General features: G+C 62.7%; 16 protein-coding genes. 11 read left to right on the forward strand and 5 right to left on the reverse strand.

The genetic code is table 11. The features are described 5' to 3' along the window. Positions 1–38: 38 nt before the first annotated feature. The 6 genes from HK28_RS01370 (at position 39) to HK28_RS01395 (ending at position 10,930) form a co-directional block, all read left to right on the forward strand. Entirely contained in the window at positions 39–479 is a 441-nt protein-coding gene (locus HK28_RS01370; protein ID WP_086642833.1) for a flagellar FliJ family protein, read from the forward strand. A 119-nt stretch (positions 480–598) separates the two neighbouring features. Next, on the forward strand, positions 599–1,102 hold the full coding sequence (tsaE, locus tag HK28_RS01375; RefSeq protein ID WP_086642834.1) for a tRNA (adenosine(37)-N6)-threonylcarbamoyltransferase complex ATPase subunit type 1 TsaE: 504 nt from the start codon (positions 599–601) through the stop codon (positions 1,100–1,102). Continuing rightward, positions 1,099–4,182, forward strand: coding sequence for a double-strand break repair protein AddB (addB, locus tag HK28_RS01380; RefSeq protein ID WP_086642835.1), 3,084 nt, complete (start codon positions 1,099–1,101; stop codon positions 4,180–4,182). The genes tsaE and addB overlap by 4 nt, the downstream gene beginning before the upstream one ends. Then, positions 4,179–7,712, forward strand: coding sequence for a double-strand break repair helicase AddA (gene addA / locus HK28_RS01385; protein WP_086642836.1), 3,534 nt, complete (start codon positions 4,179–4,181; stop codon positions 7,710–7,712). The genes addB and addA overlap by 4 nt, the downstream gene beginning before the upstream one ends. A gap of 363 nt (positions 7,713–8,075) precedes the next feature. Further along, positions 8,076–9,812 carry an alpha-glucosidase gene (locus tag HK28_RS01390; protein ID WP_158093349.1) on the forward strand — a complete coding sequence of 579 codons (1,737 nt, stop codon included), beginning with the start codon at positions 8,076–8,078 and terminating at the stop codon, positions 9,810–9,812. A 176-nt stretch (positions 9,813–9,988) separates the two neighbouring features. Beyond that, positions 9,989–10,930, forward strand: coding sequence for a metallophosphoesterase (locus tag HK28_RS01395; protein WP_086642838.1), 942 nt, complete (start codon positions 9,989–9,991; stop codon positions 10,928–10,930). Between the two features lie 218 nt (positions 10,931–11,148). Here the strand turns inward: HK28_RS01395 and HK28_RS01400 are convergent, their stop codons facing one another. Then, entirely contained in the window at positions 11,149–12,570 is a 1,422-nt protein-coding gene (locus HK28_RS01400) for an amidohydrolase family protein (RefSeq protein ID WP_158093350.1), read from the reverse strand. Beyond that, positions 12,567–13,634: a nucleoside hydrolase gene (locus HK28_RS01405; RefSeq protein ID WP_158093351.1), complete on the reverse strand. Its 1,068-nt coding sequence runs from the start codon at positions 13,632–13,634 to the stop codon at positions 12,567–12,569. The genes HK28_RS01400 and HK28_RS01405 overlap by 4 nt, the downstream gene beginning before the upstream one ends. A 478-nt stretch (positions 13,635–14,112) precedes the next feature. On the opposite strand from HK28_RS01405, the gene HK28_RS01410 reads away from it, so the two are divergent. The 4 genes from HK28_RS01410 to HK28_RS01425 all read left to right on the forward strand — a co-directional run bounded on the left by HK28_RS01410 (position 14,113) and on the right by HK28_RS01425 (position 17,439). Further along, entirely contained in the window at positions 14,113–14,751 is a 639-nt protein-coding gene (locus HK28_RS01410) for a PadR family transcriptional regulator (RefSeq protein WP_086642841.1), read from the forward strand. Positions 14,752–14,794: 43 nt separating this feature from the next. Next, the gene (locus tag HK28_RS01415) at positions 14,795–15,610 is read left to right on the forward strand and encodes a siderophore-interacting protein (protein WP_233140285.1); all 816 of its coding nucleotides are present in this window, start codon (positions 14,795–14,797) and stop codon (positions 15,608–15,610) included. 253 nt (positions 15,611–15,863) lie between these two features. Beyond that, positions 15,864–16,796, forward strand: coding sequence for a ribose-phosphate pyrophosphokinase (locus HK28_RS01420; RefSeq protein ID WP_086642843.1), 933 nt, complete (start codon positions 15,864–15,866; stop codon positions 16,794–16,796). A gap of 49 nt (positions 16,797–16,845) precedes the next feature. Continuing rightward, positions 16,846–17,439 (forward strand): histidine phosphatase family protein, encoded by a 594-nt coding sequence (locus HK28_RS01425; protein WP_086642844.1) that lies wholly within the window; start codon positions 16,846–16,848, stop codon positions 17,437–17,439. A 17-nt stretch (positions 17,440–17,456) separates the two neighbouring features. On the opposite strand, the gene HK28_RS01430 is transcribed toward HK28_RS01425, so the two are convergent. Together HK28_RS01430 and HK28_RS01435 are read right to left on the reverse strand one after the other, a co-directional pair. Then, complete coding sequence (locus HK28_RS01430) at positions 17,457–17,696, reverse strand: hypothetical protein (protein ID WP_086642845.1); 240 nt, start codon at positions 17,694–17,696, stop codon at positions 17,457–17,459. Between the two features lie 228 nt (positions 17,697–17,924). Next, positions 17,925–18,872 (reverse strand): ribokinase, encoded by a 948-nt coding sequence (locus HK28_RS01435; protein WP_086642846.1) that lies wholly within the window; start codon positions 18,870–18,872, stop codon positions 17,925–17,927. Positions 18,873–19,018: 146 nt separating this feature from the next. On the opposite strand from HK28_RS01435, the gene HK28_RS01440 reads away from it, so the two are divergent. Beyond that, positions 19,019–19,579, forward strand: coding sequence for a CHRD domain-containing protein (locus tag HK28_RS01440; RefSeq protein WP_369823572.1), 561 nt, complete (start codon positions 19,019–19,021; stop codon positions 19,577–19,579). A 121-nt stretch (positions 19,580–19,700) separates the two neighbouring features. Here the strand turns inward: HK28_RS01440 and leuD are convergent, their stop codons facing one another. Next, positions 19,701–20,324: a 3-isopropylmalate dehydratase small subunit gene (gene leuD / locus HK28_RS01445; RefSeq protein ID WP_086642847.1), complete on the reverse strand. Its 624-nt coding sequence runs from the start codon at positions 20,322–20,324 to the stop codon at positions 19,701–19,703. Positions 20,325–20,332 lie beyond the last annotated feature (8 nt).

Consider the following 20,332-nt stretch of genomic DNA (forward strand, 5'->3'; position numbering starts at 1 on the left):
CGTCGCAGTCTTTTCCACCTTAACTCAGGACAATTGTCATGCCTTCCTCGGCTCTTCCTTCCTTGCGGCGTCTGAGAAAACAGGAGCTGGAAGAAGCACAAACGATGCTGGCCGCAGCACAGGCGCGCGCGATGATCGCGGCGGACGCGGTAAAAATCGCCGAACAGAACCTGCTCAACGAGCGGGAGGCGGCGATGGATTTCTCCGCAGACGATCACGTGGTCGAAGCGTATTCGCGGTGGCTGCCGGTCGGCCGCGCTGCACTGGAACGGGCCCGCGGCCTCGAGCAGGATGCGGCGATGGAGGTGGAGGCGAGCCGGACCCGCCTGACGCTCGCACGCGCGGCGTTCGAGGCGGTCGAAAAGCTGATGGAGATCAGGCGTCAGGAGAAAGAGGCGGCTAGTCGCCGGAAAGAGCAGAACACGCTCGACGATATTGCCGGTCGCGTGCGGTCCGCGTCGGAGCCGGAACCGGAGTGAAGGCTTAGCGGTCCGACTGCCCGACGTAGCTTTTCTGGTCGCCCGCTTTTCCGGCGCCGCCCCCTGACGCATGACGGTCGTGACGGCTAAGAATGGCGCATGCCAGCAGGAGTCGGGAAATGACCGTCGCACAAGTCGAACTGCCTACCCGTGTCGACACGGAGCGGCTGGCGCGCGTCATCGCGGGCCTTGCGCGTCCTGGCGACGCGATCCTGTTGTCCGGACCGCTAGGGGCGGGGAAAAGCGTTTTCGCGCGGGCCTTTCTGCGCGCCCTGCATGACGATCCGACGCTGGAGGTTCCCAGTCCGACGTTCACTCTTGTCCAGATGTATGAGAGTCCCGACGTGGTCGTCGCGCATTTCGACCTGTGGCGCCTTGATGGACCCGACGCTCTGGAGGAGCTCGGGTGGGATGACGCGCGGGCGGGGATCGTGCTCGTCGAATGGCCCGAGAGGCTTGGGGCGCTGGCACCCTCGGGTGCGCTGCATGTGACGCTGACGCCCTCCCTGGCGGAATCCGTGGAGGATTTCACCGCTGAAGACGCGCAGCGTATCGCATTGGTGGAAGGGTGGCCGGATCGCGATCCGGCCGGTCGTTGGGTCGACGGCGAGGGCGTGTTGTGACCGGCGCTTCAGGCGTTTTCACGATCCCGGCGCATCTGCGTTTTCTTGACGAAATCGCGGCGCGTTGGGCGGCTGGAGTTGATAACGACGTCGAGCGCATCGGCGACGGCGCTATTCTTTTACCAGGTCGACGTGCGGCCCGCGCCCTGACCGAGGCGTTCTTGCGTCATGCTGACGGGCGCGCTGTTCTGCTGCCCCGCATCATGCCAATCGGTGGGCTGGACGAGGCGGAGACTGCGCTGGGGAGTTCCGACAGCCTGCTTCTGCCTCCGGCCGTTCCGACAATGCGACGGTTGGCGGTTCTGACGCGGCTGGTTCTTCAGGCCGGGCAGGCGTTTGGAACGCGTCCGACGCTGGATCAGGCTTGGCCTCTTGCGCGGGCGCTGGCCGATCTGATGGACGAGGCCGAATGGGCAGGCGTCGATCTTGCAGAACGGCTCCCGGACGCAGTCGAGGATGGGTTCGCCGATCACTGGCGGGTGACGCTGGATTTCCTGCGCATCGTCACGGCGGCGTGGCCGCAATGGCTCGAAGAGCAGGGTTTGATGAACCCGGTCGCGCGGCGGATCGCGCTTCTGAGGGCGCAGGGGCGTTACTGGGAAGGCGCGGGCGCGCTGTCGGGGCAGGACGGGCGCCTTTGGGCGGTGGGATTCACCGATGCGCTGCCCGCCACCGTGGACGCCCTGCGCGGCGTGCTGGCGCATCCGGCCGGACTGCTGGTCGTGCCCGGTCTCGATCTCACGATGGATGACGAGAGTTTCGCTGCCCTTCCTGACGGACACCCACAGAACGGGTTGTCACGGTTACTTGCCGACCTGGACACGACGCGCGGCGACGTGACGCGTTGGGACTCGATTTTCGGGGGCGAGGAGGAGCGTGCGCGCGCCGGGATCGCCGGGCGGGCGACGACGATCGCCCGCGTGTTGCTGCCTGCCACGGCGCTGGGGGATTGGACTGCGAATCAGGAACGCGGATCCTGCGCCGGGCTGACGCGTCTGACTCCCGCTGATCAGCAGGAAGAAGCAGCCGCCATTGCGTTGGCGTTGCGCGCGGCCATCGAGACGCCGGGGCGGCGGGCGGCGCTTGTCACCCCGGACCGCACTTTGGCCGCGCGGGTGGCCGCCGAGTTGCGACGTTGGGACGTGCTGGCGGACGATAGTGCCGGCGAGCCTTTGCTCTCCACGCCGCCCGCCACGTTGCTGCGCCTTGTCGTGCAGGCGGTCGACAGTGCGCTGGCGCCAGTGGCGCTACTCGCTCTTTTGAAACATCCTTTCGTTGCATGTGGGTTTACGGTCGGAGACTGTCGCGCTTCGGCGCGCCTTCTGGAGCGCCGTCTCCTGCGCGGGCCGGCCCCGGCGCCCGGACTCGCCGGGCTGCGCGCGCGGCTGGCGTCGGTGCGTGGAAAGCGGATCGACGGGGACGACGGCTCCTCGGCCGATCGCCCGGACAGCCCGGCCTCGCTCGACATTTTTCTCGATACGCTCGACAGGTGTTTGGCTCCGGCGCTCACGGCGGCGGCGGAAGACAGGCCCCTTCCCGAGCAGGTCAAGGCGTTGCTGGAAACCGTCGAGGCGTTGGCGACGACGGCGGAGACGTCGGGCGCCGAGCGGCTGTGGCGTGGAGAAGAAGGCGAGGCTCTGGCGCAGCGATGTTCGGAGTTGATCGCTGCGACGGATATCCTGCCGTCCCAGCCCTGGGCCGTGCTCGACGGACTGCTCTGCGCCGTGTTGAGCGAAGACCGCGTCGCGACCCGGCGCGTATTGCGTGGGCGGGACGATGCGATCCTGACTCTGCATCCGCGTGTGTTCATCTGGGGTTTGACGGAAGCGCGTTTGCAGAGCGTCGAGGTGATGGTGCTCGGCGGCCTGGTGGAGGCGGTGTGGCCGCCTGCGACCGATCCGGGGCCGTGGCTAAGTCGCCCCATGCGCGCCCGCGTCGGGTTGCCGTCCCCGGAGCGCGCAATCGGACAGGCCGCGCATGATTTCGCGTCCTGCGTCGCAGCGGCTGACGAGGTGATTTTATCCACGCCCGGACGCAGGGATGGCGCGCCTGCGGTGCCCGCCCGCTGGCTGGTGCGGCTCGATGCGTTTCTCGCCGGGCGCAGGCAGTCGCTGCCAGAACATCCTGCTCAGGCGTGGCTCAAGCGGCTTGATAGGCCAGAAGGTGCTGCCGTTGCGGCGGCTCCGCCGCAGCCGCGTCCGCCGCTCGCACGTCGTCCACGCAGGTTGAGCGTCACCGAAATCGAGACCTGGATTCGTGATCCTTACGCAATCTATGCGCGACATGTGCTGCGCCTGCGGCCTCTTGATCCACTGGAGCAGTCTGTCGACGCCTCGGATTACGGAACGCTGGTGCATGCGGCGCTTGATCTGTGGTTGCACGAAATTGGCGTTGGATGGCCGCATGATGCGCAGGCGCGTTTGCGTCGGATTTTCGAAAACTGCCTTGATGAGGCTGGCTTGCGGCCAGCGCTCGCGGCGTGGTGGCGTCCCCGGCTGATGCGAATCGCGGACTGGGTGGCTGAGGCGGAAGGCGTGCGTCGAGGGACGGGCGCACCGCGCGCCATCCTGACGGAGGCGTCCGGGCTGGCGACGATTACCGATGCGCCGGGCGGCGCGTTTCAACTGAAGGGCCGCGCCGACAGGATCGACCTTTTCGACGACGGTTCGGCGGCGCTTCTCGATTACAAGACTGGATCGGTTCCAAGCGGAAAAGCCGTTCTTGAAGGCTGGAGCCCGCAACTTCCTCTGGAAGCGGCCATGCTGACGCGGGGCGCGTTCCCGAGCGCCGCGGCGAAGGCGGTCGATGCAGCGCTTGCCCCTTCGGCCCTGCTGTACTGGCGTCTGACGGGAGGCGCGCCGCCCGGCGAGGAGACCGCCGTTACGTCAAAGGTGGACACTGTGGGAGAGCTCGCCGAGCAGGCTTGGGAAAGTTTGCGTCGTCGCGTTATGGATTACGACAATCCGGATCAACCTTATCTCTCGCACCCGCATCCGGGGCAGGAGCCTCGTTTCGCGGATTACGCGCAGCTTGCGCGCGTCGCGGAATGGAGCGCCGCGCGTGAGGAGGGCGGGGAATGACGCGGACGGCTATTGAAATCGCCTGCGCGGAGCAGGATGAAGCGTCTGATCCCTGCGCTTCGGTTTTTGTGTCCGCGTCGGCGGGGAGCGGCAAGACGAAGTTGCTGATCGATCGTCTGCTGCGGCTGATGCTGCCGCGTGTGAACCCTGACGATCCGGGCGGTCCGTGGTTGCCGGGCGCAGATCCGGGGCGCATCCTGTGCTTGACGTTCACCAAGGCGGCCGCTGCGGAAATGGCGATCCGGCTTCAGCGCACGCTTGGCGCGTGGGTGACGTTGCCTGATGAGAAACTGGACGCAGCCCTGCGTAGCCTCCGTGCGCCAGTGGCGGCGCGTGCGCAGGCGCGGGCCCTGTTCGCGCGGGTGCTGGACATGCCTGGCGGCATGAGGATCGGCACGATTCACGCGTTCTGCCAGTCCCTGCTGCGACGTTTCCCGCTTGAGGCGGCAATCAATCCGCATTTCCAGCTTATGGAGGACACCGACGCGTCGCTTGCGTTGCAGGAGGCGACGGAAACCGAACTGGCGCGTTTGCCGCCCGCGATGGTGGGCGCACTCGCATCCCAGATAGGATTGCGCGATTTTGTCGAACTGGTGACTACGCTGAAGAGCGCGAAGGCGGCTCCCCGCGTGCTTGAGCTGGCGCGTAGAGATCCCGATGGTTTGCGGCGGGGTCTGTCGCGCGCGCTTGGCGTCGGAGAGGACGCGTTGGGCGATGCCGACGCTGATCCGCTGCTTGCGGCCTGCACGAATCTTCAGGGCGAGGAGGGTTTGCGCAGCGCCATAGCGCTTGTCGCGGCGGAAGGCGCGGAAAGCGCGAAGAAGATGGCTGCGTCCATGCTGGACTGGCTGTCGCAGCATCCGCCGGAGCGCGCGGCGCGTTGGGTGGACTGGCGGGATCTGTTTCTGACCGGCAAGGGTGAGTCGAGAAAAAACGCTGGACTCAACAAAAAATTTCTCGATGCGCACGAAGACATTCTAGCGCCGTTTGAGGCGGAAGTCGTCCGGATTCTCCGTGTGGAGGAAGTCCGCCGTGCACGCGTGTTGATCGCGTTGACCCTCGCTCTTCTGGGCGCAGCGGCCCCGGTGATCGAGTCTTATGGCGCGCGCAAATCTCTGCTTGGGCAAGTGGAATATGACGATCTGATCGCCCGCACGCTCGGGCTGTTGCGCGATCCGGGTTCGGCGTGGGTGCTCTACAAGCTGGACGGAGGCGTCGATCACTTGCTGCTGGACGAGGTGCAGGACACGTCGCGCGTGCAATGGGAGATCGCGGGAGGTCTGACCTCCGAGTTTTTTGTTGGCGAAGGCGCGCGCGATTCTGCGGCTGGACCACGCACGGTTTTCGCCGTGGGTGACTACAAACAGTCCATTTATGGATTTCAGGGCGCCGATCCGGACGCTTTTCGTGACTGGCGAAAGATTTTCGAACGACGGGTGCGCGATGCAGGCAGCGAGTGGCGGGAGCCGGCGCTGAACGTGTCGTTTCGCTCTACGGCGCCGGTTCTGAAACTCGTCGACTCTGTCTTTGCACATCCTCTGGCCGCACGTGGCGTCAGCGACCCGGGTCAGCCCGCGCCGCACCACGAAAGCGCGCGGCCGGGGCAGGGCGGTCGCGTCGAACTGTGGCCTCTGGTTCCTCGCGTGGAGCAGGGCGGCGAAGACGCGCCGCAGGATATGGAAGTTGCGCTCGATCCGTGGGCGGCGCCGACGCGCAATGCCGGGCTCGTCTCTCCACCACAGCGACTGGCCGATACGTTGGCGCGCTGGATCGCAGCGGAGTTGCTGAAGCCGCCCGCGCCGGGCGAGCGACAACTGACCCCGGGAGACGTGCTTGTGCTCGTGCCCCGGCGCTCCGCCTTCGTGCGAGCGTTTGTGCGCGCGTTGAAATCTGCGGACGTGCCGGTCGCGACGCTGGTGCGCACGGGGCTGGCCGATCAGACGGTCGTGCAGGATCTGATGGCGCTTTGCGACGCGTTGCTGCTGCCGCAGGACGATCTGACGCTGGCCTGCGTGCTGACCTCGCCGCTCGGCGGTCTCGCCGACGACAGTCTGATGGCGTTGGCCATGGAGCGGCAGGATGGGGAGCCGCTGTGGACCGTTCTGCGCGAGCGTCATGCGCAACGGCCAGACTGGACGACGGCCTGGCATATTCTGTCGGGTCTGTTCCGGCGCGTGGATTACCTGTCTCCCTATGGACTTTTGTCGGAAGCCCTGGGCGCGTTCGGTGGACGAGCGCGTTTGCTTGCGCGTCTTGGGCCAGAGGCAGGGGAGCCGATCGATGAGTTGCTCTCGGCCAGTCTGCGCTACGAAGATTCTCATGCGCCGTCGTTGCAGGGATTTCTGCACTGGCTCCGGCAATCGAACGAGAGCGTGAAACGGGAGCCCGAGGCGAGTAGCGATGCTGTGCGTGTGATGACGGCGCACGGCTCCAAGGGGTTGCAGGCGCGGCTGGTGATCCTGCCGGACACGACCGGTTCGCCGCGTGCGGAATCGCGACTGTTGTGGTTGGACGACCGTCTTGGTCCCCTGCCGGTGCTGACGCCGCGCAGCGATCTGGGAACCGAGGCGACGCGGGCGCTCCGCGAAACGATGCGGGTGAAGGCGGCGGAGGAATATAACCGGCTGCTTTACGTCGCCCTGACCCGCGCGAGCGATCGACTGGTCGTGTGCGGGTGGGAGCCGCGCAAACTGCAGGAGGAGAGCTGGTACGCACGGTGTCTGGCGGGTTTTGAGGCTGCGGAGGCTGATGCCGAGTCATTCGGGTTCGGGTGGGGCGGCGAATGTCTGGTGATCGAGGAGCGGGCGACTGTCGAGGCGAAATCCGCCGCCGCCGCGCCGTCAACGCCGCCGCCGCCCATGCCGACGTGGATGGGCGCCGCCCCTGACTGGCGTCCCGCCCCGCCGCCCTGGGAGTCTGCGCTCGCCCGGCCGCTCAGCCCCAGCCGCCCGGATGATGTGGGCATGGGCGAGCGCCCGGCTTCCCGCTCTCCTCTGGAGATGGCGTCCATTACGCCCGACGCCGCGCGCGAGGCGGCGTTCAGGCGCGGCGCGCTTGCGCACGCCCTTTTGCAGTTTCTCCCTGACCGGCCGGCCGCCGACCGCACGCAGGTGGCTTATGACTGGTTGCTGAGACCGGGCAACGGTCTGGACGAAGGCGAGGCGGCGCGGCTGGTGGCACGTGTGCTGGAAGTGATGGAGCACGCCGAACTGGAGCCGCTTTTCGCGCCGGAAGCGCGGGCGGAGCAGCGTCTTGCTGGTGTGGTGCGCGGCAATGTGGTGGTGGGACAGGTCGATCGTATGCGCGTCCTCGACGACACGGTTATGATCTGCGACTTCAAGACCAATCGTCGGCCGCCTGCTTCTGTCGAGCGCACGCCGGTTCTCTATCTGCGCCAGATGGCGGCTTATCGCGACCTGCTGCACGCCCTTTATCCGGGTCGCGCCGTGAGGTGCAGTCTGGTCTGGACGGAAGCGCCGATGGTCATGGAACTGCCTGACGCACTTCTGGACGAGCATGGGGGCGTATGACGAGGCGGGATTTCGGCCTTCGATAAATTTTTGAAGGATTTTTCTTGAGACTTTTTGGATTCACGTCGGACGTTTTCGCTGGGGCTGACGTGAAGCGTTACTACCGCACGTTTATGGTGTGCGGAGCATGGGTCTCGAACCGAACCTGTCATTCGTCTCGCAAAAAATGGAGACTTGGGCGTGGGTTCGACGCGAGGCGTTGCCGAAGCCGGAGCAGAACAATAGGCGCGTCGAGTGTCCTTTTTTGCGGCTTCACGTTTCGGGGGAGTGGGCAGCCTTCTGGCGGGTGGCGTAGGCTGCTGGACATCGCGTAATCATTTTGTGATCATAATGTTCTGTGCCGCCGGATCAGGAAATTCACTCATGACGATCACGAGACGCGCGATGATTGCGCTCGCCGCTGGCGCCGCCGCGTCGCCTCGTTTCACAAGCGCCGCGTCGCCGAAATCCGTCTGGTGGCAGGAGGCGGTGTTTTACGAAATATACCCGCGCTCGTTCCAGGACGGGAATGGCGACGGGATCGGCGACTTCATAGGCATGGCTGACCGCGTGGATTATCTCGCCGATCTTGGCGTTGACGCGATCTGGGTCGCGGCGTGCTTCGATAGCCCGAACGCCGACAACGGCTATGACGTAAGCGATTATCGTAAAATCATGCCTGATTTCGGCACGATGCGGGATTTTGACAATTTTCTTGAACGCGCAAAAAAACGTGGAATACGCGTCATTCTGGATATGGTTTTCAACCATACCAGCGATAAGCATTCATGGTTTATGAAAAGCAGCTCGTCAAAAGACAGTTTTTATCGCGACTTTTACCACTGGCATGACGGTAGAGACGGCGCTGCGCCCACCAACTGGCGTTCAGCGTTTGGTGGCTCGGCCTGGACGCTGGATTCGCACACCAATCAATATTATCTGCATACGTTTACGAACAGACAGCCTGATTTGAATTGGGAAAACCCGCGTGTCAGAAGCGAGCTGTATGCAATTCTGAAGTTCTGGTCGGACAAAGGGGTCGATGGCTTTCGTTTCGATGCGATCACCAGCATTGCCAAGCCGTTAGAACTTTATGACCTCTCGGCGCAGGATATTGCTGCGGGTCGCTCTTTCGCCGACCGTGGCGAGCGTTTGCACGCCCATCTGCGTGATATGTACGCCCGCTGCAACGCCGACTCCAGACTTTACTTTGTGGGAGAGACATGGGGTGCGGATCGCACCCTGTTTGTTGAGCTTACGCAAGCGGACCGTCACGAACTCTCCGCAGGGTTTCCTTTCGACTTACAGATGAAAGATATTGAAGACGGCTGGCGCAAGACGCCCTGTAAATTATCGGATTTGCGAGCCTTCAACGCCGGAAACGCGTTTGATAATGAACCCGGCGTCTGGCCGGTGATCTGGCTGGAGGATCACGATTTTCCTCGTTCCGTCTCGCGCTATGGATCGCAAAAACCGGAGTTCCGATCACGGTCGGCAAAAATGCTGGCGATCATGCTTCTGTCGTTGCGAGGTACGCCCTTCCTTTATCAGGGGCAGGAAATAGGCATGGAAAATTACCCCTTCACGTCGATCGACCAATTTAATGACGTCACCGCGCATAATGTCTGGAGCGAACAGGTCGGCGGCCATCACGTAACGTCGGCTGGCATGTTGGCCAATCTTGCGGCTACAACACGCGATAATGCGCGTACCCCTATGCAGTGGAATGCGGCTCGCAACGCCGGGTTCTCGGCCGGAACTCCATGGATGCTGGTCAACCCGGATTATCGGACGATCAACGCCGCCGCACAGACAGGCGATCGTAACTCCGTGTTTGGCTTCTATAAAGCAATGATAAAGACCAGAAAAACTCAACCGGCGTTGGTCCATGGAAAGTATCGCGACGTCTCTCCAGATAATGGTGCGATTTACGCCTTTCGACGCGAACACCCTGCGGGTAATACGCTGACGGTCATGAATTTTTCGGATTCCCCCGAAATTTTCCGCATCCCGCAGGACGTGAAACCCGCCAGAGTTCTGATCGCGAACATACCGGAGCACTCGATTGTAGAGCCGTCTCTGACGCTGGAGCCGTGGGAAGGCATGATTATCGCGATTTAATCTAATGCATTGGAAGGCGCGACGCAGGTCCTACGCCTTACGGGCGTTTGACGGGATAGACACCGTTCGAACGGACGTCGGAACCGTGAAGTTTTTGTGACGCGGTTGAGTCTTACGCCCTCCATGCGCAAACGTGTTGGGCTTTCGGGCGCTAACGTTCACGACGGGTTATCCCAATGTTACATCTTGCCAGGCGCTCGTTTCTGTCTCTTTCCGTCGGAACGTCTCTGTTCGCCGTTAACGGCGCCAGGGGGACCGTTCCTGCTCGTCCGCCAATGTTAGCCCATGAGCCGTTTACGTTCCTGTTCATAACCGATACGCACTTGCAGCCAGAATTGGACGCCAATGGCGGGTGCCATATGGCCTTCAGGAAAGCGAAAACAGTTCCCGCTGATTTTGCGATTCAGGGTGGCGATCATGTCTTCGACGCCCTTGGCGTCAACGCTGGGCGGGCGACGATGCTGCTCGACCTGTACCGCCGCACGGCGGACGATCTGACGTTGCCTGTGCATCATACGATCGGCAACCACGATTGCTTCGGCGTTTATACCAAAAGCGGGGCGCTGCCGACGGACCCTCTGTATGGCAAGAAGTATTTCGAAGATAATTTCGGACAACTCTACTACGCGTTCGATCATAAGGGCGTTCACGTCGTCGTGCTGGATTCAATCGGAATCACCGCTGACCGAGCCTATGAGGGAAGGATCGACGCCGCGCAAATCGCGTGGTTGTCGCAGGATCTTGCGGCGCAACCTGCGGGGACGCCCATCATTGTCGTCACGCACATCCCGCTTGTCACGGCAATCGAAGATTACGCTGCGCCGCCGTCCATTCCTCCGGCCCATCATGGCTTGTCAGTCGTCAACGCCTATGAAGTGCTGCCGCTGTTCGACCATTACAATGTGATCGCCGTATTTCAGGGACATACCCATGTTCTCGAGCGTGTGGAATGGCATGGCGTTCCCTACATCACAGGCGGCGCCGTCAGCGGTAACTGGTGGCATGGCACGCGGTATGGCACCCCGGAGGGCTTCATGGTGGTGGACGTGGCGGGCGGCAAGGTGAGCACCCGTTACGAGACCTATGGGTTTCGTAGCGTCGATCCGCATAACACCTGAATCAACTACGCACTCCGTACCGATTCCTGTTTCGGCTCGTCCATTTTGGATAATTCCTGTGACGCCGGAGTTGCGGAAAAAGTTCGGGGTGAGTGGACGTAAGAGAAATATACGCCGACAGAGGCGTGGCGTCGCCGGGGCATCTCTCATGCCGCGATGAAGTAGATGCGAGTGTCGTCAAATTGCGTTCTACCCTTTCGATAGTTGAAGAACGCCCCTTACGGTGAGACCTCGCATGGTGGCTCGTTGACGGGGACCCCCGTGAAGGCCAGTGGATACAACCCGCGACTGGATGCGTAAGCGCTCATCTCACCGGCCGAGGCGCGACCTGGCTCGGGGCAGAGCTTCAGCGTGGCGCCCGGTACGTCGATTGCTTCACAGGACGGTTGGAGTGCGTCCACGATAGCGGAGCGCCCGACCAGAGCCTTTCCCCCGCGCATAACCAGCATTTCGTCCTGAGGCGTCGCCCGCACAACCTTATGAACGTTCTGATGCTCGGGGTCGGCGAAGAGGACGAGGTCCGCGCGTTTGCCTGCCGCTATATCTCCGATCGCCGCCTCCGCGCCGGCAACATGCGCGGCGTTATGCGTCACCATGCGCCAGAGCTCACTGTCGCTCAGTGCGTCGTGCAGATACGCGTGATTATAATGTAGCGCACACGCCAGTTCGCGGTTGATGTTCATAGAGCCGGACGGAAGCCAGTCAGATCCCAGAGCGATCGTAATGCCGCGCTTTCTGGCTGCGAGAATATCGAGCGTCTTGCCGTAGAGCGACAGATTGCTCCGCGGAGACCAGACGATGCTCGCGTGTCTGGCCGCGACGAGATCGAGATCCTGAGGTGTGAGGGCGACCGCGTGGATGAGAGCCGCCTGTGGCATGAGCCAGTCGTTGCTGACGCCCCCTCCGCCGGGTTGCGGCGTGGGGTCGTAAGACGTCGAGCTCTGGCAGCGAAATTCGTTGCGCGCCGCTTCGTCGCGGCCTTCGGCGACGTGGGCGAGAAAGGCGCTGGCCGCAGCCACCTGATTACGGGTGACGGGATGATGGCCATAATCGCAATTCCGCGTTCTCATGACGCCGGATGCGTCATCAAGCGGGAAAATATTATAGGTAGCGGGCGTGATATCGAGGGATTCCAAACCTGCTTCGAAGTCGAGATTGCGCAACAGGCCCGGCGCCATGCGTTCGGCGACTGTGGAGGTCGTGCCGTCCACCAGAAAGCGCAATTCACTCCAGCTGAGCGAGAGCGGATCGCGGTTGGGTTTGAAATCTTCCAGCCGTTTATGGCCGTTCAGCCCTACGCGCCATTCGTGACGGTGGGCGAAGCGTTCTCCCGTATCGGGTTTCGGCGGCGTATCGTTGAAATCCAGATGATCATGCGTGTTGATAAATCCCGGAGACAGAACGGCGTCAGTGCAGATTATGCGCGTTGCGGTCGGTGGAGTCGGGCAGTGAGCGGCGACGCAATCGATCCGGCCGTCGGGATCGATGCGAACCTCGCCCGGCGTGAGAACGCGGTCCGGGGCGAGAATGGTCGCCTGTATCAGGGTCGCGTCGACGCCCTTGTGTATCTTGCACGCAGGTTCCGCCTGCACAGCAATGGGAATGAGCAGGAGGAGCCAGATAACTCCACGGGGAATCATGAGCGCAGGGCCTTGAAGACCTGTGCTCGGAATTTCTCGACAGAACCTTTGGAGCATATGGCGACGTTTGGCGGCAGCGCGTCGCCGGTGTAGATGTGCGTTCCGCCGAACACATATTCGCCACGCGTTTCTACGCCGTTTAACTCCACCTTGACGTTGACCGCCTCGAACTCCGACGCCACCGATGGGTCGAGCACCATCGCAGCGGCGAACGGGTCGGCGTAGGTGGCGCCCGGTTTGTGGCGCTGCTCGGTTTCAAATTTAAGGCGCTCGGCGTTGGATTTCAGGAAAATTTCACTTTTCTGAGTGCCGAAGGTCTTGATGTGGTCGAAGTCCGCCTGCGTCAGCATCTCTGTCGGACCAAGGCCGCCGGTCATGGCGATCTGAAGCCCTGAGCGCAGGACAATATCTGCCGCCTCTGGGTCCACCATCGCGTTAAAATTCACCGCAGTGCCAATTCCCTCATAACGGCCGCCGACTATGACGACGCCACGCGCCTTGCGGGCGATGGAGGGATCAAGCAGCAGGGCCAGGGCAATGTTTGAGAGACCTCCAAGAGCCAGCAGAACGACTTCTCCCGGGTGCGCCGATACGATTCTGGAGATGGCGACGGACGCATGCTCCGGGGCCGGTCGCAGGGCGACTTCAGGCACAACCATATCGCCGAGACCGTAGCGACCGTGGATAAAGCCGGCCGCCGGGTAAGGACGGTTCAGCAGCGGGTGGTCAACGCCGCGGTGAACCGGAATTTTTCCATCGGTCAAAGTTTTCGAGAGATAAAGGGCGTTTCGAACTTCCTGCTCATATCCGATGTTGCCCGGAGTAACGGTGATGGCTTCGGTCGTGATCCGGGTGGAACTGAGCATCATCATGATGGCGAGAAGATCGTCGGTGCCCGGATCGGTATCGATGATGACGCGGCGTACGTCCTGCAGCCAGGGAAGGCTGGAAAGAGGCTGGCCCAGGACCGTCCAGGCCGCCTGCCCCAGAACGCGGCCGGATGACAGCGATCCTCCGGCCAGCAGGGCGGCACCGCCCAGAAAATGCCTGCGATCGAGGGGCATGTTTTTATCCTTGTTGTGCGAGCCATCGGCGCGTTGGTGGTTCGATGTTGCGAACATGAAATATGTTCTCACGATTGGGAAGATCGTCTGGAGCCGCCGACTACCTGCCGCCCGGGACGCTTCTTGAGCCGGTTCGTTGAGAGCAGGCGCCCGATTGCGCGACGTTGCCGGTGTGTGGGCCTCGGTTCGATCGGCGGATCTGTTAGCCCACGCATTGCGCGTCAGTCCCGCCCGGCCGGATCCCGTATGTGAGCGGCGTCTCACTTCAGTGAGTTGCGAGGGTGTCGATCGTTCCGGGTAAGCACCCGCGGGGATTGGGTGGGGCGTCCGAAGCGCGTGGGGCCGGAACGGCGGCTGCTAGTCGACCCGCGAGTGGGGCCGTTCGGGCGCGTTGTACGGCCGAGCGTCGGAGGGCGAAAAAAAGCTCTTGTGTTATATCTTAAGATAGTACATATCGTAAGACATGTTTAAAGATCATATGCACATACGCTCCCTCCATCCTCTCTTCCAAGGCGGCGGCCGCCGCGGCGCAGGCCGCGATTTTGGCGACAGACACGGCTGGGGCTTCGGCTCAGGTCGCGGTTTCGGTCGTGGAAGAGGGTTCGGCGGAGGAGACTTTCCTGCTGGACGCAAGCTGAGCTCGGAGGATCTCCAGCTCATTCTTTTGGCGCTTCTGGCGGAGAAACCGGCCCATGGTTACGAGCTCATCAAGTTGCTTGAGGAGCGGTCCGGAGGTTTTTACGCGCCAAGTCCGGGCATGGTGTACCCGGCCCTGACCTATCTTGAAGAGATCGGTCACGCTTCGGTCACGCAGGAGGGCAATCGCAAGCTCTACGCATTGACCGACGATGGTCGCGCAACATTGGATCAGCGCAAGACGCAAGCTGATGCGATCCTTGATGCCCTCGCGCGTATCGGTAGTCGCATGTCGGAAGTCCGTGACGCGTTTGCAGGCGTTGATGGGGCGGACCCGCAGGCGGGTGAGGAACTCCATCGCGCCCGTCGCATGCTCAAGCAGGCGCTCATGCAAAAAAGAGGTTGCTCAGCGAGCGAAGCTTCGCGGGTTGCACGCATTCTCGAGCGGGCGGCGGCAGACATTCTCGGGAAAGCCGAGTGATTGACAATAATTTTCCGTCCCGAATTTTGTCATGGAGATCCTTATGAACGCGCCTGTTCGCACGCCGCAGCGTGTGCGCCACGATACGCGACTGCGCGCAGCGCAGGTTGTCAGCGTCACCGATATTTCGCCGAAAATGCGCAGCATTGTTTTCCGTAGCGAGGATCTGAAAGATTTCGTCAGCCTTGCGGCGGACGATCACGTGAAGCTTTTCTTTCCACCGTCAGGCGCAAATCCTGCGGACCGGTCCTGGCTCCAGCCCGGCGCGGGCGGACGCCCGTCCGGACTTGTAGCGCGCGATTATACCCCCCGGCGTTTCGACACGCGCGAGGGGACGATCGACATCGAATTCGTCCTGCATGACCATGGACCAGCGTCGAGCTGGGCGTCTCAGGCGAAAGTTGGGCAGTGGCTGGGCATCGGCGGCCCGCGCGGTTCTTTTGTCGTTCCTGACGACTATGGACTTTTCGTTCTGATCGGCGACGAGACGGCTTTGCCCGCAATTGCGCGTCGGCTGGAGGAACTTCCTGCAGGAACGAACGCGATCGTATTGATTGAGGTCGCGGACGCGCGCGAAGAGCGCGTTCTGCCGACAGCGGCGGATGCACGCGTCACCTGGCTTGTCCGCAATGGCGCGGCGGCCGGGACTACGGACTTGCTGATACGGGCTGTGGAGGCGTTGCAGCCGCCGGGCATGGATGCGGCGGATATCTATGTGTGGATCGGCGCCGAAATCGAGACCGCGCGCGGACTTCGCGCGTGGTTCGCCGAACATTGGTCCATGCCACGCGCGCAAATTCGTGCGGGCGGCTACTGGCGCCTCGGGGTCGCCGACGGCGCGGGCCGTATCGACGACTGAACTTTCACGCCCGGCGGTCAATTTTCATTTCGGTTTTTTCCGCGTCAGGCGTCGGGTGACGACGTCTGGCGCCTGTGCGCGCCTGAAAGTGTGGATCAGGGCGACAGGCGCCCGGTTGTTTACCGTTTTCTCTTGCGGCGCCCTCGTTTGGGGGCGCATATCGGCGGATGACAGGGGGCCGCGACGTTGCTAGAAGCCCTTCGCATTGTTCAGGGTTCGTGTCGTCCCGGTCTGCGCAGGAAAAGCCGCCCCAATGAAAATCGTCGCGTGCAACAGCAATCCCCCTCTGGCCGAGGCGGTCGCCGCCGAGCTTAATATTCCCCTCTGCAATGTTTCCGTTCGGCGCTTCGCCGACATGGAGATATTCGTCGAGATTTTTGAGAACGTGCGCGGCGAGGACGTGTTTGTGGTGCAGAGCACCTGCACGCCGACGAACGACAATCTTATGGAACTGCTGATCATGCTCGACGCCCTGCGTCGCGGATCAGCGCGCCGCATCACTGCGGTGATGCCTTACTTCGGATATGCCCGGCAGGATCGCAAATCCGGCCCTCGCACCCCGATCAGCGCCAAGCTAGTAGCCAATCTTCTGGTCGAGGCCGGGGCTGACCGCATCCTGACGTTGGATCTTCACGCTATGCAGATCCAGGGTTTTTTCGATATTCCGGTCGATAACCTCTACGCAGCGCCGCTGTTCGTGCGCGATATCAAGGAGCGTTACGGCGACCGTGACCTGATGATTGTATCGCCCGACGTCGGCGGCGTCGTCCGCGCTCGCGAAATCGCCCAGCGTCTGAACACCGATCTCGCCATCATCGACAAGCGGCGCGAGCGTGCGGGCGTGTCGGAAGTGATGAATGTGATCGGCGACGTGAAGGGGCGGCATTGTCTGCTGGTTGACGATATCGTCGACAGCGGCGGTTCTCTTTGTAATGCAGCTCAGGCAATTACCAATCATGGCGCGGCCTCGGTCGGCGCCTATGTCACGCATGGCGTCCTGACGGGACGCGCGGTCGAGCGCATTGCGGAATCGACCATCGAGATGTTGACGATCACGGACAGCATTATGGCTACGGACGCAGTGAAGGCCGCGAAAAATATTCGTCAGGTCACGATCGCCGGATTGCTCGCTCGCGCCATGCGCGCTGTTGCGGACGAAAGCTCCGTCTCGTCATTGTTTGACTGATCGGGGGCAGGGCTGCGATCAAGGGATTTGTAACGACTGGGAGATGTCGATGTCCGTGATCGATCCAACGCCATACTGGTATCTCAGGCATGGCGAGACCGACTGGAATCGCAGAGGACTCTCGCAGGGTCGTACCGACATTCCGCTGAACGCCACGGGTCTGGAGCAGGCCGAGCAGGCCGGGCGCACCTTGATCGAGGCGGTGCAGGGCGGCCCAAAAATAGATCGCGTCATATCGTCGCCGCTCGTACGCGCGGCGCGTACGGCGGAGATTGCTGTGGAGGCTCTGGCGGCGTCGGGCGTCCGCCCGACGCTGGGCTTCGATGATGATCTTCAGGAAGTGTGCTTTGGCGAACAGGAAGGCCAGCCCATGGGGGAGTGGTACGACGACTGGATCGCCGGGCACTATACCCCTCCTGGAGCAGAACCTTTCGCGCTGCTGCGCGACAGGGCTGTTGCAGGCGTCAACCGGGCGCTGGCCGGACAGGGGACGGTGCTGATCGTGGCGCATGGCGCCCTGTTCCGCGCGCTGCGATCCGCCATGAGGCTGGAGCCGAACGTGCGTCTGCCCAACGCCGTGCCGCTGAAGCTCGATCCTCCGAGTGTTGGCGGGACGCCCTGGAGCCTCAATCAACTCGGCTGAAAGGCGCCTCTTCTGAATCAGCCGAACAGACGGGCGGACGCGGAGTCGTTCTGCGCGCCCGGACTGTTGCCGCTGTCGCCGGTCGTGATGCGCCCGGCGGCGTCCAGCGCCATCGCGAAAGTCCCACCGCCATGATGGCGTGTTGAGACGGAAACACCGGTCGCGGCGAGTGAGGCCGGGGCCGCAGAACTTCGCCCTGTGTGGTGTGACGCGAGCAGATCGTATCCTGCGCCACTGATGGCTGCGGTCGTGGTCATTGGACGCTCCCCTTTCCTCGCCAGCTTAGTGCGTTCGCCCTTAGTGCTGGTTAATGCGAGAAAGGCAGGGTCGTTGTTGGGTCGCCCGGTGAAGGCGCCCGAGTAATCATTATTCCCGGACCGTAGTTCTTGAACGATCGGGACCAGAACCGTTGGATTGATGAGGTTGCGGCGAAATCGCGAGAAGGTGTGGAGGCCGACGCAGCCACCCTGTTCAAAGAGCGCCCGTCAGGATCGAGACAGCAGGTCTTCGACCTCTCCCCATGTTGGAGCTGCGTCCGCAGCGCCGGAGCGTGTGGTCGCCAGCGCGCCGCATGCGGCGGCCACCTGCACGGCGTCCGCCAGCGCCCGACCTTGTGCGAGGCTGACGGCCAACCCGGCGTTAAAGCAGTCGCCGGCAGCGACAGAATCGATTGCGACGACAGGAAAGGCCGAGATGAAGCCGCCAGCGTTCTCGTCCTGCCACCACACGCCGCGCGCGCCCATTTTCACGATGGCGGCGCGGGCCCCACGCTCAAGCAGCGTCCGGGCGGCCAGTTGCGCGCTTTCCGGGGAGTCTGGGGCCACGCCCGTCAGGACCTGCGTTTCGGTCTCGTTGGGCGTCACGACGTCGATCAGCGTCCACAGGCATTCGGGCAATGCACGCGCGGGCGCGGGGGCCGGGTCGAGGACGACCAGACCGCCGGTGCGCCGCACACGTTCCGCGGCAGCGACGACGGCGTCCATCGGAATTTCCAGTTGCAGGAGCAGGACAGCGGCGGCGTCGAACAGGGCGGCTGCATGGTCGATATCGCTCGCGTCGATCCGCATGTTCGCGCCGCCCGCGACACTGATCGCGTTCTCCCCGTTATGGTCGACGCCAATCAATGCAACGCCGGTTGGAGCGCCCTCGTCCTCGCGCAGCGCGGAAAGGTCGACCCCGAATCGTTCGAGTTCTCGCCGGGCCTGTTGACCGAAGGCGTCGTTCCCGATCCGCCCGGCCAGCGCCGCCCGAAGACCGAGGGCCTGAGCCAACCGCCCGGCCGCAGCCGCCTGATTGCCGCCCTTCCCGCCAAGCCCGATGGCGTAACCATCCGCCAGAACGGTTTCGCCGGGCCGGGGGAGGCGTGCCATTTTCGCCGTGACGTCGATATTAACGCTTCCGAAGGAGAGGACGAGGGGCTTGGTGGCTGTCATGACGGGCGTGATCCGGATTGTGGGCTTCCAGAAAGGGAAGCGGCCAGTTCTGTCGCTCAAAGCACGGCGCCGTTCAAGATCGACGTTTCGGTTTGAACGAAGCGGGCGCCTGAGGAGTTATAGCCGACGTCGGGAAGATCGCTGCAATGAACGCGGACGGCCTCTGGCGCTTTTCCGCGATTGGCCACATTGTAAGAATTGTTTGCAACTGGAGCGGCGCGGGGGACGGAGTCTTACGTCAGCGGAAGACGCGCGGCTTCACGATCAGGGAGAGCACCATGAACACGATCAGCAGAATATTTACCGTCGCCGGTTTGACGCTCGTTTCGGCCGCATCGCTGGCGACGGCAGCGCGCGCTGAAGAGATCATGTATATGGGCGAATTCAAGGCCGAGCATGGCGCGACGAACGCTCCGACGGGCGACGTCATGGCGACGCTCGACACCACGACCAACGTCCTCAAATACACGATCAAATGGAAAGGCCTGACCGGCCCCGTGACCGTGGCGCATTTCCACGGCCCGGCGAAGGATGGGGTGGATGCGGGCGTCGTGGCCCCGATCGACGGACCTTACGAGAATCCGCTGTCCGGACAGGTCACGCTGACCAGCGCGCAGGAAGATGAACTGGCCAAGGGGCTGGTTTATGTGAACCTGCACACCAAGGCTTTTCCGAAAGGCGAAGCTCGCGCCCAGCTTTCGAAATAACGGCGAAGTCTGGAGAGCAGCGCTTCAGTGCTCAGCTCTCCAGACAAGTTTGTCGTCAGAGAAAACCAGTATCGGTCGACGCCGAAAACCGCTTGGCTTGCGGGACGTCGTCGCCCGGCAATCAGTCGAGCGCGATAACCGTGCGCCAGGGCTCGTCCTTGGCGCGTTTCGCTTCAAACGCGGAGATGGACTGCTCCTGCTGCAACGTCTGACCGATATCGTCCAGACCTTCCAGCAGCAGGTGCTTGCGCAGTGGATCGACCTCGAACGGAACTTCGGTCCCGTCGGGGCGGATCACCACCTGACGCGCCAGATCGACGGTCAGGCGGCTGTTCGCGCCCTGCGCGGCGTCTTCCATCAGCGTGTCGCACACCTCGCGTGGCAGACGGATCGGCAGGATGCCGTTCTTGAAGCTGTTGTTGAAGAAGATATCGGCGAAAGACGGCGCGATCACGCAGCGAAGGCCGAAATCGAGCAGCGCCCACGGCGCATGTTCGCGTGAAGAGCCGCAGCCGAAATTCTCATGCGAGATCAGGATTTGCGCGTTGCGATACGGTTCGCGGTTGAGAACAAAATCCGGATTTTCTGAACCGTCCTCGCGATAGCGCATGCTGTCGAAGGCATGCACGCCCAGGCCGGTGCGCTTGGTGGTCTTGAGGAACCGCGCCGGGATGATCTTGTCGGTGTCGATATTGGCTTCCGGAAGCGGAGCCGCGATTGCCGTCAGGGTGGTGAACTTGTCCATCGGTGCGG

This window comes from Acetobacter sp. DsW_063 (assembly GCF_002153745.1).
In the GTDB taxonomy this organism is placed as follows: Bacteria; Pseudomonadota; Alphaproteobacteria; order Acetobacterales; family Acetobacteraceae; genus Acetobacter.

What these genes read in the sequence shown, in the direction of transcription:
- HK28_RS01400 (WP_158093350.1), bottom strand. Translation starts at nt 12,570, where the DNA reads ATGATTCCCCGTGGAGTTATCTGGCTCCTCCTGCTCATTCCCATTGCT.
- HK28_RS01415 (WP_233140285.1), top strand. Translation starts at nt 14,795, where the DNA reads ATGAACGCGCCTGTTCGCACGCCGCAGCGTGTGCGCCACGATACGCGA.
- HK28_RS01370 (WP_086642833.1), top strand. Translation starts at nt 39, where the DNA reads ATGCCTTCCTCGGCTCTTCCTTCCTTGCGGCGTCTGAGAAAACAGGAG.
- tsaE (WP_086642834.1), top strand. Translation starts at nt 599, where the DNA reads ATGACCGTCGCACAAGTCGAACTGCCTACCCGTGTCGACACGGAGCGG.
- addA (WP_086642836.1), top strand. Translation starts at nt 4,179, where the DNA reads ATGACGCGGACGGCTATTGAAATCGCCTGCGCGGAGCAGGATGAAGCG.
- HK28_RS01435 (WP_086642846.1), bottom strand. Translation starts at nt 18,872, where the DNA reads ATGACAGCCACCAAGCCCCTCGTCCTCTCCTTCGGAAGCGTTAATATC.
- HK28_RS01420 (WP_086642843.1), top strand. Translation starts at nt 15,864, where the DNA reads ATGAAAATCGTCGCGTGCAACAGCAATCCCCCTCTGGCCGAGGCGGTC.
- HK28_RS01425 (WP_086642844.1), top strand. Translation starts at nt 16,846, where the DNA reads ATGTCCGTGATCGATCCAACGCCATACTGGTATCTCAGGCATGGCGAG.
- HK28_RS01430 (WP_086642845.1), bottom strand. Translation starts at nt 17,696, where the DNA reads ATGACCACGACCGCAGCCATCAGTGGCGCAGGATACGATCTGCTCGCG.
- HK28_RS01405 (WP_158093351.1), bottom strand. Translation starts at nt 13,634, where the DNA reads ATGCCCCTCGATCGCAGGCATTTTCTGGGCGGTGCCGCCCTGCTGGCC.
- HK28_RS01410 (WP_086642841.1), top strand. Translation starts at nt 14,113, where the DNA reads ATGCACATACGCTCCCTCCATCCTCTCTTCCAAGGCGGCGGCCGCCGC.
- HK28_RS01390 (WP_158093349.1), top strand. Translation starts at nt 8,076, where the DNA reads ATGACGATCACGAGACGCGCGATGATTGCGCTCGCCGCTGGCGCCGCC.
- leuD (WP_086642847.1), bottom strand. Translation starts at nt 20,324, where the DNA reads ATGGACAAGTTCACCACCCTGACGGCAATCGCGGCTCCGCTTCCGGAA.
- HK28_RS01395 (WP_086642838.1), top strand. Translation starts at nt 9,989, where the DNA reads ATGTTACATCTTGCCAGGCGCTCGTTTCTGTCTCTTTCCGTCGGAACG.
- HK28_RS01440 (WP_369823572.1), top strand. Translation starts at nt 19,019, where the DNA reads ATGAACGCGGACGGCCTCTGGCGCTTTTCCGCGATTGGCCACATTGTA.